Origin of the sequence: Weizmannia sp. FSL W8-0676, from assembly GCF_038593015.1 — a bacterium.
GTDB classification, from domain to species: domain Bacteria; phylum Bacillota; class Bacilli; order Bacillales; family Bacillaceae_C; genus Weizmannia; species Weizmannia coagulans.
On sequence record NZ_CP151954.1, the window covers coordinates 846909 to 862141 of the forward strand.

General features: G+C 42.6%; 9 protein-coding genes and 3 pseudogenes. 11 read left to right on the forward strand and 1 reads right to left on the reverse strand.

The window, feature by feature from the left end; translation table 11 throughout:
* Positions 1-552: 552 nt before the first annotated feature.
* The 7 genes and pseudogenes from NST20_RS03975 (at position 553) to NST20_RS04005 (ending at position 6396) form a co-directional block, all read left to right on the forward strand.
* A complete protein-coding gene (locus tag NST20_RS03975; protein WP_342400117.1) occupies positions 553-2106 on the forward strand; it encodes a hypothetical protein in 1554 nt (517 codons plus the stop codon).
* 61 nt (positions 2107-2167) lie between these two features.
* Positions 2168-2345: pseudogene (locus NST20_RS03980) on the forward strand (ISLre2 family transposase); the annotation flags it as partial.
* A gap of 572 nt (positions 2346-2917) precedes the next feature.
* A pseudogene (locus NST20_RS03985) lies at positions 2918-3058 on the forward strand (adenylyltransferase/cytidyltransferase family protein); the annotation flags it as partial.
* Positions 3059-3077: 19 nt separating this feature from the next.
* Complete coding sequence (locus NST20_RS03990; RefSeq protein ID WP_342400115.1) at positions 3078-3689, forward strand: CDP-glycerol glycerophosphotransferase family protein; 612 nt, start codon at positions 3078-3080, stop codon at positions 3687-3689.
* A gap of 44 nt (positions 3690-3733) precedes the next feature.
* Complete coding sequence (locus tag NST20_RS03995) at positions 3734-4267, forward strand: CDP-glycerol glycerophosphotransferase family protein (RefSeq protein ID WP_342400118.1); 534 nt, start codon at positions 3734-3736, stop codon at positions 4265-4267.
* A gap of 192 nt (positions 4268-4459) precedes the next feature.
* A pseudogene (locus NST20_RS04000) lies at positions 4460-5593 on the forward strand (CDP-glycerol glycerophosphotransferase family protein); the annotation flags it as partial.
* Positions 5590-6396, forward strand: a complete 807-nt coding sequence (locus tag NST20_RS04005) for an ABC transporter permease (protein ID WP_013858677.1) — start codon at positions 5590-5592, stop codon at positions 6394-6396. The pseudogene NST20_RS04000 and the gene NST20_RS04005, both read left to right, overlap by 4 nt.
* Positions 6397-6506: 110 nt before the next feature.
* Here NST20_RS04005 and NST20_RS04010 read toward each other — a convergent pair whose 3' ends face one another.
* Positions 6507-10103, reverse strand: coding sequence for a CDP-glycerol glycerophosphotransferase family protein (locus NST20_RS04010; protein WP_342400119.1), 3597 nt, complete (start codon positions 10101-10103; stop codon positions 6507-6509).
* A gap of 296 nt (positions 10104-10399) precedes the next feature.
* Here NST20_RS04010 and NST20_RS04015 point away from each other — a divergent pair, with 296 nt between their 5' ends.
* The 4 genes from NST20_RS04015 (at position 10400) to hprK (ending at position 15220) form a co-directional block, all read left to right on the forward strand.
* The gene (locus NST20_RS04015; RefSeq protein WP_326242898.1) at positions 10400-11545 is read left to right on the forward strand and encodes a DUF4097 domain-containing protein; all 1146 of its coding nucleotides are present in this window, start codon (positions 10400-10402) and stop codon (positions 11543-11545) included.
* Between the two features lie 161 nt (positions 11546-11706).
* The gene (locus tag NST20_RS04020) at positions 11707-13122 is read left to right on the forward strand and encodes an ISLre2 family transposase (protein WP_342400120.1); all 1416 of its coding nucleotides are present in this window, start codon (positions 11707-11709) and stop codon (positions 13120-13122) included.
* A 376-nt stretch (positions 13123-13498) separates the two neighbouring features.
* Complete coding sequence (locus NST20_RS04025) at positions 13499-13843, forward strand: phage holin family protein (protein WP_029141770.1); 345 nt, start codon at positions 13499-13501, stop codon at positions 13841-13843.
* A 423-nt stretch (positions 13844-14266) separates the two neighbouring features.
* Positions 14267-15220, forward strand: coding sequence for an HPr(Ser) kinase/phosphatase (hprK, locus tag NST20_RS04030; protein ID WP_340702405.1), 954 nt, complete (start codon positions 14267-14269; stop codon positions 15218-15220).
* Positions 15221-15233 lie beyond the last annotated feature (13 nt).

Below are 15233 nucleotides of genomic sequence, written 5' to 3' on the forward strand. Positions count from 1 at the left end.
AATTAGGGCTTGCTGAATAAGCAAAAGTCCTAGACTTGGTAAGGATACTGACAGCTTTGGCCGAACTTTAAATGCAAGGGTTTTATAAAAAATGCAGGAAAAACTTTGCACTCTAAAGCTGATTCAACATACAGAGAGGACAGAATAAAGCATTTTCGCAGATGCATTCTCCTATGATATTGAGGTAGAGCTTGCTGACAAATCAGATACAAGCCATAATCGGATTCGTTCAGCAAGCCCTAATTAGCCATGTTTCTGTGGAAATTTTATGCATGATAGAGACTTTGAAATACGTAGCGCTGTTTGTTTGCTTTTTGGTTATGCTGGTAATCAAGAAATTGCTGCCAAAAAAACATGATTATGTTTGAAAGCTTTCTGGGCGGTATAGGAATAGGAATCTATCAAGGTGCATCATTCGGGATGTTATAATCGTTGCCGGGTCAACAGACTGATGCCTTTATTCCCCCTTGAAAAGGGAACTTACATTTGTTACTCGTAAGTGCGTGTTTATAAAAAAATAATTACCATGTTGCATGAAGGGGCTCGTACTTTATGAAAAGGGAGATTGCGTTTAAAAGAGAAAAATTCTCACTTTATATAGCAGTTTTTTTATTTTTATATGCTTTTGTGCTTATGTTGTTTTTTACTGAGTCTTCCCCTCTTTTTGCGATCAATGAATGGGTAGATGCCAACGCATTTTTTACGGTCGGGAAAGGGATGGCAAACGGGCTGGTGCCGTATCGTGATCTTTTTGAACAAAAAGGCCCTTTATTATACGCTTTGCATGCTATAGCTTACACCATTTCCCACAAAACTTTTTTAGGTGTATATTGTTTGGAAAGCGCCGCAATGTTTATCAATTTGATATTTATCCAAAAAATTTCAAATCTATATTTAAAACGGCTTCCATCTATGCTGGTTGCAGTAATTTTTCCGATTTTTTTCCTCAACTCTAACTCTTTTCGTTTTGGGGATAGCGCAGAAGAGTTTGCAACCCCATTTTTAATTATCTTTTTCTATCTTGTGCTAAATCATTTGAAAAAAGAATCGGATTTTACGTTTTCATGGTTGGTTTATTTAATCAACGGTTTCATGGCAGGGTGTGTTTTTTGGATAAAGTTTACCTTGTTAGGAGCCTGGATTGGCTTTTATTTTGCTTTGTTCATTATTTTTACCGTGCAAAAGAAATGGAAGGATGAAGTACGGGCTGTATTATTCACAATCACAGGGCTATTCCTGTCTTGTGTCCCGTGGCTTTGCTATTTTGGGTTACATCACGCAATCTCAGATTTAATCAATGTTTATTTAAAATTCAACCTTTTTATGTATTCGTCTCAATTGTCTTTTATTGGAAAGTTAATTAACTGTGCAGTATTATTTGGGGAGTTTTTTAACCGAAATTGGGAAATGAAACTTATTATGATGATTGGAATTATTGACTTTTTGCTTACCCGCAAATTTTTTGTTAACAAAATGCAAAAATATTTGCTGGTAAGCATGATTTCATTTCTTATTTTAGGGGTGTATATTGGCGGAAGGAGCTATCCTTATTATTATTTAATCATCGTTCCGGTAATCATGTTTGGGCTGATATCAATCGGTTATTATTTACAATCCGCCTATGAAAAGTCAGATTTTGATATTTTGAATCATGTCAATTGGGATGTAGTATTTGCGACTGCTTTTTTGTCTCTGGTCCTGTGTTTTGGATATAATTCAAATATTAAAGAATCCAAGTTCTTTGTTCGTTTCCCGCCGGCCCAGCAGACCTTTGCGAAAGTGATCAATCAAACGCCTAATCCAACCCTGCTTAATTATGGGGCTTTGGACGGCGGCTTTTACTTGGCAGCAAACATAGTTCCCAATGTGAAATATTTTGAAAAGCAGAATATAGACCCGAAAATTTATCCGGAAAACATGCAAGCACAAAATCGTTATATTATGGAAAAAAAGGTGAAGTTTGTGGTCATAAGGCAGTCACGGTGGAAATCAGGGCCGCCCCATATTCCACTTTTAAAGCAAAACTACAGGTTGGTCAAAAAGCAATTTCAAATGGTAGAGGGAAAACCATATGATTATCTGCTTTATAAACTAAAAAGTGATTGATCCCATTTTTAAATCAAATTTTTTGACGGAAATGCATTTTAAACGGGAAAGACAAGGTTAGAACGTGCCGGAAGGTGAGAAGATGGGAACAAACCAAAGGAATATCTCGTTCAGAATGAAGAAAAGGGGTATGCATTGAAGTGAAGTTGGTGTAGAAGCCATGGCAAAGGTCAAACAAAGCATGTTTAATAAGAAACTTGAGTAACCGTTCAAGAACTACAAGATGGCAACGGAACTTAACACCAGTCATAGTAGTCCGCATATCCGCCAATTGGTGTAAAGCAAAGATCTGTTACCCCCTGTATTTAAGCAGTTCATCGGTAATGGAACATTTAAGCAAAATTATAGAACGACCATTCTAAGCCTGGATAAGTAGAAACTGTTTCCAAAACGATCTTGTGCACAGTTCGTTGGTGAGTGCGAAATTTACGGGACTTCTTCGGGAAAAATCAAGCCAGGAGAACACCGCAGCGAGATAAGAGCGAGAAGACTCGCCATCTGCCCGAAAAAAACGAGTAAATTTTGTGGTGTCAATACGCTCGTTATGCACAGTAATATAACTGGTATTTCGAAACAGCACCTACTTATCGAAAAAAGCAAACGAAGCGTGGTAATTGAAAGTGACAAAGAGAATGTCTCGGGATACCCGATATTTAAACCTTATCGAGAAAACTTGACAAATACCTCATTCAAGAAGTATTTGAATTCTGCTTGAAATAGACATATAATGAGTAAAGATTAGGGAAAAATAATGAAAAGTGTCGCATTGTGCAGGAATGTTGCCTATTACATTTAGCAGGGAGAGAACTGTATGAAAAAAGTAATCACATACGGAACATTTGACCTTCTCCATTGGGGGCATATCAATTTACTGAAACGCGCAAGAGCATTAGGCGACTATTTAATCGTCGGCCTTTCATCGGATGAATTTAACGAAATCAAAAATAAAGAAGGACCTCTTTTCTGTGAAAATGGTTAGGGAACTGTTCATTTCCTTATACTTACTGCTTTTTCGCGTACTGTTTACATTATGTAAAATTTTTCCTTTAAAAAGGAAAATCACATTTGTCGTCTCATTTGAGCAGAACAGTTTATATGTGTATGAGGAATTGAAAAAGCATCCCGTTTCTTTTCAGACAGTGTTCGTTTGTACTTCTTCCTGCTATCGCCGTGTTGCGGAAACCGTCCGGCAAGAGAAGGTATTTCTGTTTGAAATGAAAAATTTGCAGCATTTTATCCGCAGCCTATACAACATTGCGACATCGAAATTTGTGATTGTTGATAACTATTATGGTTTCCTGGCTGCCGCCCGGTTTAAAAAAGGGGTGGAATGCATCCAGCTCTGGCATGCAGCAGGGGCCGTTAAAACATTCGGCCTTGAAGACAAAACGATCCGCACGAGGGGCAAGCGTGCATTGAAGCGGTTTAAAAAAGTGTATGCCCATTTTGACCGGGTAGTGGTGGGGTCTGAAAAAATGAAGCATATTTTTATGAGGGCTTTCGGGCTTCCTCCTGAAAATTTTCTTTGCACAGGCATACCACGGACCGATCTTTTTTTGACCAAAACAGGATCCGGGACATAAAGAAGAAGCTGTACAAACAGTATCCTGCCTTTCAAAAGAAAAAAGTGATCTTGTATGCCCCGACTTTCAGGAACCCGCATCCGGACCAGTTTGAAGTGCCGCTTGATTGGGGCCGGCTTTATGATGAACTGAAGGATGAGTATATTTTTGCGGTGAAATTTCATCCGGCTGTAAACAAAGGGGCAGGGCTGCTGCAGTATCCTGATTTTGTGGTGGACTGCCCCCATGATATGAACATCAACGAATTATTGCTGGTTACAGATTACTTGATCACGGATTATTCTTCTGTCCCTTTTGAGTTTTCCCTGTTAGGCCGCCCGATGATCTTTTATCCGTATGATCTGGAAAGCTATCAGGCCACACGGGGGTTGTGGGAACCGTATGACCAGCTTGTCCCCGGGCCGATTGCCTGTACGACGGCAGAAATTATTGATTTGATTAAAACTGGTTCTTTTGATGCGGGAAGTATAGAAGCATTCTCAAGAACCTGGAATACATACTCTGCCGGCCACTCCAGCCGCGATCTGGTACAGTATTTGCATGAACAGGACGAAAAAAAGGGAAGAATGTATGGATGAGTTTGCGGGAAAACGGAATTCCGGGCAGATTCCGGCATTGTAAGAAAAAGCCGGCACAAATGGGGAACCTGTTTAATTTTACTGTGTTTCAGCCGTTTGAATGCTTTCAATCGTGTCTTGATGTGAGGATGCATTTGTATGAAAAAAATCTTGAAAAGCATAGCACAGCAAATTTACTTTCTGGCCATGCTGGTGATCGGGAAATTGCCCGCCAAAAAGAACGTGATTATGTTTGAGAGCTTTCAGGGCAAGCAGTACAGTGATAATCCGCGGGCGATATATGAATATATCAAAGCGCATTACCCGGGCTATATTTGTTACTGGAGCGCACATAAAAACTTCTTACATAACTTTCAAAATAAAGACGTCCGCTATATAAAAAGGCTGTCTCCTTACTGGGTATATATGATGGCCAGGGCCCGTTACTGGGTGACCAACAGCCGGATGCCTTTATGGATTCCGAAGCCGAAACACACCGTTTATCTTCAAACATGGCACGGGACGCCTTTGAAAAAACTTGCAAATGATATGGAAGAAGTGCATATTCCGGGAACTACGGCTGAACAGTATAAAAAAGATTTTTTGAAAGAGGCGGGGAAGTGGGATTTCTTAATTTCGCCCAATGCCTATTCAACAGCCATTTTCCGGAGCGCTTTTCAATTCCGCCAGGCGATACTTGAAACCGGATATCCGCGCAATGATATTTTAGCCGTTCAAAACAGCCGTGCATCTATTGGGGCATTAAAAAGCAAACTGGGGCTTCCGATTGATAAGAAAGTGATTCTTTATGCCCCTACCTGGCGGGATAACCAAATTCATGAAACCGGGAAATATCGGTTTGAATTGAAACTTGATTTAAATCAGTTACAGCATCATCTAAGCCATGATTATATCTTAATTTTACGGATGCATTATTTGGTTGCGGAACAATTGGATTTAGCACCTTATCAGGGTTTTGCTTATGATTTTTCCAATTATGAAGATATCGCGCAACTTTATTTAATTTCTGATATGCTGATCACGGATTATTCATCCGTATTTTTTGATTATGCCATTTTAAAACGGCCGATGCTTTTCTTCGTATACGATATTGAAGAGTACCGGGACCATTTGCGCGGTTTTTATTTTGATTTTGAAAAAGAGGCACCGGGCCCGCTCGTTACAACGACCGCACAGGTGATTGATGAAGTGAAGAAGATGGATGCCGCGGGATATAAACTGCCGGATTCATTTGATGCTTTTTATCAGAAATTCTGTTATTTAGAATGCGGAGAATCAGCACGGCGCGTTGTTGAAAGGGTATTTGCAGAAAGGAAAGAGTTATGAAATCTGCCATTACTGTCTTAAAAGAGCAAATCAACAGTTTTTATTTAATTATCCGCCTTTCTTTATATGAGGTAAGGAGTGAAAACAGGAATAATTATTTGGGCATCCTTTGGGAAGTCATAAACCCGATGATCCAGCTTGCGATTTACTGGTTTGTTTTCGGTTTTGGTTTAAGAGGCGGGCATCCGCGGCCGGGTTATATTCCATGGCTGTTTGCAGGGTCGTCTATTTGGTTTTTCATCAGCCCGGCTGTTTTGCAAGGATCCCGTTCCATTTACTCCCGGATCCGGATGGTTGCAAAAATGAATTTTCCATTAAGCGCCATTCCGAGTTATGTCATTATGTCAAAATTTTATCAGCACTTGCTGTTACTTGCGATTGTGATCATTATCCTTCAATTTCAAGGTTATCCAGTTTCCGTCTATTACCTTGAACTGCCATATTATTTGGTTTGCACGTTTGTATTTACATTTTCTTTATCTTTGATTACATCTACGCTGGCAACAATTGTACGGGACGTGCAAAACATTGTACAGGCGATTATGCGGATGATGATTTATATTTTGCCTGTTCTTTGGGACCCATCCGCAAGATTGCATGGCCCGATTGAATTGATTTTAAAGTTAAACCCGTACTACTACATTGTCGAAGGGTACCGCTCTGCATTGCTCGGAAATATGGGATGGTATCTAGTTGAGCATTTGCATTACACGATTTATTTCTGGGCTGTTACCTTCCTCGTCTTTATGATTGGCGCGGCTCTGCATATCAAATTTAGAAACAGTTTTGTCGACTTCTTATAAGGGTTTTCCCGAAAAATGGCATTTCCGGTTGACTGCGAAATGGCCCGGATGGCGCGGAACAGACATAAAAAAACCGCACTCCCTGTTGTCAGGGAGTGCGGTTTTTTATCTTATTCATGCAAACATCTGTAGAATGTTTCCATGGCGGCTTTGTTATACGCCTGATAATGAAATTTTTCAAATTCCGGATGCTGGTGGGTGATCATGGCTTCCAACCCTGATTTTAACCCGTTAATGCTGTCTTCCACAAGCAGCCCGTATTTGCCGTCTTCAAGAACAGTACGATTTGCGACAATATCTGTTGCCACGATTTGCATGCCGAGCGTTAGCGCTTCAAGCAGCACCATCGGCTGGCCCTCATAATGTGATGACAGGACAAAGCAATCGCATTTTTTCATAAAAGGAAAAGGATTATCAAGCTGGCCCATTAGGAAAACAGAATCGCTTACGCCAAGTTCCAGAATCAGCGCCTGCAACTCGGTTTCTAAAGGCCCCTGCCCGAGAATATAGAGTTTGCTTTTCGGATGGTTTTTATGAAAATCGGCAAACGCTGAAATTAAATTGGCCTGCGCTTTTTCCGGAGAAAGCCTGCCCATGTTGACAAAATTGTAATGGCTGCTGTCCGGTTCCGGGATATACTGGCCATTTACTTCGTATCCGTAAGCATGCTCTACAAAGACGTTCCGCATGTTGATCCAGCCAATTTCAGGCCCGTCCGCTTGCAGAATGCGGCCATAAGTCCCGGACGGGGTGGTCACTTCCCTGTCTATTGTAAAGGTTGCATCTCCCTGCAGCATATTGGGAAGACCTTTCTTTTCTGCACCTTCCATCCCATATGGTTTGGACCAGATCACCGCATTTTTCTCATCCGGCAATACCCTGGCGATTTTTAAAACTTCAATGTCAGAGACGACAGTTGAGCGTTTCAACGGGCTTAATGCGCTTGTATGAATCCAGCCGATTTTATTGTTTTTTAAATAAATGAGCGCGTAAACGCCCTGTTTTGTTTTTGCCAATTTCTTTACAGTTACAATCGCATCTTTATAGTTTGAAACTTCTTCTATCATCCTGGCCTTATAATTCGGATACGGCTTGTCCCATATCGGTTCATTCGCTGAACCGGCCACTTTATAATATTTAGGCTTGCGGAGGTCAATTAGCCTGCGTGTCCGGCCGTCAAGATGGTTTAAAAATTCTCTTTTACTGTAATTTAACGTTTGAATCAGCTTTCGTAAAACAAATATCTTGAGCTTGCTGAAAATTCCCGTATTCGGTTCAATCGTACAGCTGCTGTAAAATCCAAGTGCTCTTTTGTCAATCCAGCCAATGGCTTCTTTCTTTACAGAGAACCGGTAATAAGTTGAATGCTGTGTTTGTACTGCCTGATCAACAGCTACAATACAGTTTTTAAAGTCGGAACTCAACGAGATCTTTCTTGTTCCAGGCAGATTAAAAGGTTTGCTCCATATAGCATTTCCTCTTGTTTTAACAATCTTTGCCAGCTTATCTACCTTTTCCGATGTGACAACACTATCCGGAAGAAGGGCCACTGCTTTTTCATGAATCCAGCCAATTTCTTTGCCTTCGTAATGGAAGCGGTAATATAATGCGTGTTTTACTGTTGATTTGGCTGTAATCAAAACCTCGGCATCCGCCATATCATTGGACAAAGATACTTGTGTTGCGCCTTCAATGGAAGGGAGCACCCGCCAAACCGGATAATCATTTACATTGCTGAGGAGCGCCCGTGCCATAAACTTGGTAATTTTAGGCTCATCCGATTTTTCTTCTTCTGCATAAAGAATTCTGTCCGGATTAATGGAATTCAGGACGTAATCAAATTGATCATCATTTGCATACCGACTTAAATTTTTCCGGTTGACTTCCATTGTTCCTTTAGAGACGCTGACCAGTTTATCAAATCTGTAGTACAGCGTGAACAAGCCTCTCAGGTTGATTCTGTGCGGGTGTTTTCCGTTGATTTCACGTTCACTGTCTGAAAGCAGGTCGTTATGCATAAAGCAGATTTTTCTTTTCGCATCTGCAACGACCAGATACTTTGCCCAATAGTAACTGTATCCGCTAAAGTCGATAATATAATCAAAATGGCTGTTGCCAAACAATCTCGTATGTTCCCTGATATAAGCACGCTCTGGAAAAATCTTTTTCCCAAGATCCCCCTGTATGCCCCGGTTGTGCGTAAATTTATCCCGGTATACTTCAAACACGCGGTAAAGCGGTACGCCAGGTTTAAAGATCATGCGCACATTTTTATTGATTTTGTAAATATTGTTCAGGACTTCTTTCGATCTTGGTGCGCCGGTAAAACAGCTGACATCGTATTTTTCAAAATCAATGTTGTTCATTAAATTCAGGAAAGAGGAGGTAATCCCGTTATTTCGCATGCCCCCCGGATAAATCAGTATCCGTTCCTTTTTAACCGGCACTGCATTGACAATATGAAGGGGCAAACGAGCTTGGTCGAAAATATACTGTACAATCCTTTCCGTCACTTTTCCATCTTCATGGTTGGTAAAACGGTTGCGGAGGTTTTGGTAATTTAAAGCATATTTTTGGGATACCGTTTCGATGTTTTGAATAGCCTCAATCAATTGCTCGACGCTAAACAAGAGCGGGCCGGGCAAATCTTCATTTTTGAGATATTGTCCTCTTTCCTCGCTGTATACATCATAATCCCATGTATAAAATAATATGGGTTTTCCTGTGACCAGGTAATCGAAAAAGATACTTGAGTAATCCGTGATTAAAAGATCTGTTGCAGCAAGCAGTTCATTCGTGTCCATATAGTCAGGAACAAGCCGGCTTTGCAATTCAGGATATTTGGCTGCCTGCGGGTATAAAAACGGATGGACTTTTACGAGAACATTGTATTCATTTCCTGCCTCTTTTTCGACTCTGTCCATGTCAGAGATGATTTGCATCACATCGTTATTGGCCTTAGAAACACTTTTTCCTTTCCACGTCGGCGCGTAAAGGAGGTTCTTTTTATTGAAATCAACGGTTAATCCGGCGTCTTTTAACGCATTTTTTATGGTATCCGGATTTGTATGGAAGGTTAAATCAATTCTCGGGTACCCTTCTTCGATAATTTTTCCGTCATACAGCCCTTCAAGCTTATAACTGTCCAGATACATTTTGGTCGTATGTTCATTCGGGCTCAACAAATAGTCGGCACTCAGGAAATTTCTTAGCACGTTTTGCGACTGGGCCGGATTGCCCGGAATGTCAAAGCCCATGCTTTTCAATGGCGTGCCGTGCCACGTATTGATATAAACCTGACCTTTTTTCGGAGCGTAAAAAGATTGGAATGTTGAATTATTAATTAAATACGCACATGAGGCCAATTCCTTTAAATATTCCCTGGAATTACGCTGCACAAATTTAACGTTTGGATATTTTTTGTATTTGTCTATAACCGGCTGGAGCGATTGAAAATCCTGGATTGACCAAATATGGTTGTAATGTTGATAAGCGGGATTGTCAACCATATATTTAAAAATCGCATAAGGGCTGTCTGTCATACTTTTTCCGTCGCGGCTTTCGTAAAGAATGGTGTTTGGTTTTATCCGCAACTGGTCATAAAATTTTGCATATTGATTGGCACGCCGGTGGTTATCTTTTATGAGATACTGTATAATCGGTGCACCGATAAATTTCAATCTTCTTTTTAATACCTTTTTATTCAACTGACGGTGTCTCCTTTCAAAAGAGATCTCTATATTGGTAATGATTTACAAGTTTTTTCTGTCATGATCCATCATATTATTTCCTTATCGATAAAAATTGATATGAATTTTGTCAAAAAAGGAATCATATTGTAGGTAGGTTTCCCTAACAAATCTTATCGAAAAAAAGTATATTTGTCTATATGATGGCAGCAAAGGAATCCGGTCTCAGGTTTTTAAAATGAATGATGGAATAATTGAAACTTAATATGCTGTTAAACGTAAGAGAAGTAACGAGCAGAAAAAGGAGGCCCCCCATGGAAAACAAACGAAAACGGATTTTGGATATGGTGAAGGACGGGAAGTTGTCGACGGATGAGGCGCTAACGCTGTTGGAGGCTTTGGACCGGGAAGAGGCGGGCGAAATGGCGCCGAAAGAGGATCCGGCAGAAAGCTGGAAACAGGATGCAAACGGCGGCAGCGGAGAGGCTGGGAGCACATCCGGGCAGAAAAAGTTCCGGGATGCAGACCGGAATATTAATGAAACGAAAGAAAAACTGTTTGATCTTGTCGGCGGCGCGCTGAAAAAAATAAAGGACTTTGATCTTCAGCTGGGCCAGTCTGCCGAAGTCTCCCATGTCTTCCAGCAAAGCCTGCCGGAAACCGATATGATTGAATTGGATATCGCAAACGGGCATTTAACGTTTAAACAATGGGATCAGGAAGATGTGCGGATAGAATGCCAGGCAAAAGTGTACCGCACCAATGACAGGGAAGATGCCCGCAGTTTTCTGCTGAACAATAGCACGTTTTCGGTGGAGGGCGGCAGGCTTGTGTTTTCTACGCAATCCAAATGGATGAAAGTGGATACAGCCGTTTACGTTCCGGCGTCCCGCTACCGGAAAATCACGTTGAGCACTTTCAATGGAAACGTCCAGGTGAAGGACATTCAGGCAGACCAGTTAAAAGTGAAAACACTCCACGGGAAAGTGCTGGTGGAACATGCCGATTTGGAAACGGCGGAAGTCGAAACGGGAAATGGCACCGTTGATTTTGACGGAAATACAATCGGGCAGGTTGAAGCACAGACGATGAACGGGGATATCCGGTGGAACGGTGTTTGCAGGCGGTCAGATTTTGAAGCCTTTAACGGCAATATTACGGTAAAAATGGCCCCGGGCGCCGATTCATTGCATAGCAAGACCGTCTCCGGAAACATTGAAATGACCATCCCGGAAAACATCTCCGTACACGGGGAAGGAAAAACCAACTTCGGCAACTTTGCGATTGACCTTCAAGGCATGGAAAAATATGAAGAACGAAAAGAAATGATTCAGAAAGTGGCCAGATTTAGCAGAAAAGGGACCACCGAGCCCGCATTATATATTTTTGCCGACGCGAAAACGGGGTCCATCACGATTAACGAACAAAAGGCGGAGAAAGAAGAAAGCCCGGAAGCATAATCGCATTTTTGCCGGGGGAGCAGAAATTTCGCGAAAAAAAGATGCGTGCCTGCTGTATGTGTAAAATTTTACTCGAAGGGGCAAATGAGTGGAAAAAAATGGGAAGACACTCTATCATCTAAATGTACACCTTGAATGAACATCTAGAGAGAGGTCTTCCCATGGATATTATATCAATAATTGCTGGATTATTAAAGAATACAAAGAGTCTTATGGAGTTTGAAGAACAGGTTAAAATTCTGATGCAGAAGGTTTTTACACAATGGGTTGGGGATGTATTTGAGGAGTTAGATAAAACAATAAAACAGAAGAAGTTGGAGGAAGGCTGGGAGTACTGCCGGAGTGATAACAGAAGCGTTCAGTTTCTATTTGGAAGTGTGACTTTTAAACGATCATTAATGCGTGATAAGAGAGGGAACTCACATTATCCTTTGGATGAATGCTTGGGGCTGTTACCCCACCAGAGATATAGCCCGTTAGTGGAATTAAAGGTGGCAGAGTTGGCAAGTGAGAACACCTATCGGGAGGCGGCGAATATTTTAAAAGAATGGACAGCCGTGAGTCTTAGTCATACAACTGTAGGGGAAATGGTGAAACGCGTAGGGAAAACGCAGGCGGAAGCCGACAAGGCCCTTGTAGAAGAGATGGAAATAGCTGCTTCACTGCCTGATGGGAAGAAGGTAGACTACCTGTTTTCCGAAGCAGATGGCGTATTCATCCGGGGACTGGAAAAGAAACAGGGTATGGAAGTCCACCATGCCATTCTCTATGAAGGTTGGGAAACCAATGGAAAAAGGGTCTCCCTGCGTCAGCCCATAGTCATCATGACGACGGAAGACATTCAGACATTTTGGGATGAAGTCCAAGCCACAGCTGCCAACACCTATTCCCTCGAAAAAGCGCATGTCATTACAAACAGTGATGGAGGTGCTGGGTACACAGCTGAACGGTTTCAAACAGCATTCTCACAGTCGGAATTCCCGGTGCTCAACCAGCTGGATACCTACCACGTTGCACAAGCCATTGTAAGGACATTTGGGGGCGGAAAGAGCGAGATCAAGGAGCAGATTAGAAAAGCGATTAGAAAGCATGACCTAGACCAATTCACGTTATATTTGGATACGCACGAAAGCACCTTGACGGATAAAAAGGCCCTCAAGAAAATCAAGGAATTCCGTTCGTATATCTTGAAAAACTGGGACCGCATTTTTGACTGGAGAGACAGGGTGAAAAACGTGCCGGAAGGTGCGAGAGGCCTAGGAGCGATGGAATCGAATCAAAGGCATATCTCCTTCAGGATGAAAAAAAGGGGCATGCATTGGAGTGAACTTGGCGCAGAAGCCATGGTGAAAATCAAACAAGGCATACTCAATGGGACATTGAGAGAAGTCTATCTGAAACACCGTTCAAGAAGCGAGAGAAAGCAACGGAACTTGAAACAATCCATCAGGATGTCTCAACTACTCAAGCAGCCTGTACGCCCGTCAGTGGGCGTAAAGCACGGATCAGTTGCCCTGCATTCAAGCAGTTCATCGGCAATGGGACATTTAAGCAAAATATTAGAGCTTTCGTTTTAAGCTTGGCTCAGTGGGGACTGATCGTTGAGGCGCGCGAAATTTACGAGACTCCTGCGGGAAAAGCGAGCCAGGAGAGACCCCGCAGCGAGGTACGAGCGAGGAGGCTCGCCGGCCGCCCGCGGAAAGCGAGTGAATTTCGCGCGCCTCAACATCCCCGTTATCCATCTTTATACGGAAATATTACATCTTTTCCGAAAATTACACCGAGCAAGTGAAGCACGGTAGCCGAAAGTGTACAAAAAGAGTGTCTTGGAATACCCGATATTTAAACCTTGTCGAGAAAAACTTGACACATACGTGCCTGCTGTGCTGCTGGCATCAGCAGCTGTGTCGTTATATACTGTAAAAAGAACCACACAGAAAAGGTTTGATGATCATGCGCTGGTTACTTGGAATCTTGATCAATGCTGTATTATTTATTGCCCTTTCCGGCTATTTTCATGGCTTTTATGTCGAAAATATTGGGGCTGCCGTCATGTCAAGTCTCGTCTTGTCCATTTTAAATATTCTGGTACGGCCAATCCTGATTTTGCTTACATTGCCGATCACGATTCTGACCTTGGGCATCTTTTTGCTCGTCATCAACGCGATTACGCTTGTGCTGACGGATGAACTGATGGGCGCAAGTTTTGAAATTGACAGCTTCGGCATGGCTTTTATCGTAGCGGTCATCATGGCGGTCGTAAACTTGATTTTACAGAAAACCGTATTCCGAAAATAAGATACGCGGCGGCCCGACACCGGAGCTTTGAAAAAACGGCGGCGAATACCCGCCGTTTTTTCATGCCATGGCCCGATAGGCTAAATCATTTTCAAGCAGCCAAACTATTTTTACAATGAAAACGCACCGCCCGGCATTTATTTCAAAGGACTTAAGCATGAAGCATCCATCTTTTTACAACAGGGTGGCGATTTTTCGTTCATTTATAGCGTCCGCCCTTTTGGAAGAGGAGAAAAGCAGCATCCGCTCTAATTTGCCATGCAGGCCCTGAACCGCTTTAACGCAGTTTATACGGCATGGGATGATTTTTGGTTGAAAAGGGTGGAACGGGCCCTTTGGGAAATGATAAAATAATAAGAAGCCTTTGAATCATCAACAAGCCGTTCTGGTGGTTTTCATCCGGACTTAACAGGAGGAATTACAGTGGCAAAGGTGCGCGTAGCAGATATTATTGAACATTTTAATCTGGAATTGATCAGTGGGGAAGAGGGCATCCACCGCCCGATTACCACAAGCGATATTTCACGGCCGGGGCTCGAGATGACGGGATTTTTCGATTATTACCCGGCCGACCGGATCCAGCTGCTCGGGATGACGGAAATCACATTCAGCAACAGGCTCTCGCCGGAAGAACGGAAAAGCAGGATGGACAACTTATGCAGCGATATTACACCGGGCATCGTGATATCACGTAATTTGGAAGTGCCGGGTGAATTAATAGAAGCTTCCGAAGAAAAATCGGTCCCTGTGATGCGGACGCCGATGAAAACAACCCGGTTTTCAAGCCGCTTAACCAATTATTTGGAATTTAAGCTCGCCCCGGCAACAGCCATCCACGGTGTGCTTGTGGATGTGTACGGGGTCGGCGTTCTGATTACTGGCAAAAGCGGTGTCGGCAAAAGCGAAACAGCGCTTGAACTTGTCAAAAGGGGGCACCGCCTTGTCGCGGATGACTGCGTGGAGATTGTCCAGGAAGAAGAAGGGTCTCTGATCGGGCATGCGCCGGAATTGATCGAGCACTTGCTTGAAATCCGCGGCCTTGGCATTATCAATGTCATGACGTTGTTTGGCGCTGGCGCGGTCCGCAGCCATAAAAAAATTACCATGATCGCCAATCTTGAGTTATGGGACGAGCATAAGCAATATGACCGGCTCGGGTTGGATGAGGAAAAAGTCAAAATCCTTGATACCGAAATTACAAAGATGACGGTACCGGTACGGCCGGGGCGGAACCTCGCCATCATCATCGAAGTGGCGGCGATGAATTACCGCCTGAAAAATATGGGCGTCAATGCGGCGCGGCAATTCACGGCCAAGCTCGCAAACGTCATTGAAGAACACGAACAGGGAACAGAAGAAGAAAAGAACGAACCGTAAAAATGGCCGGCTG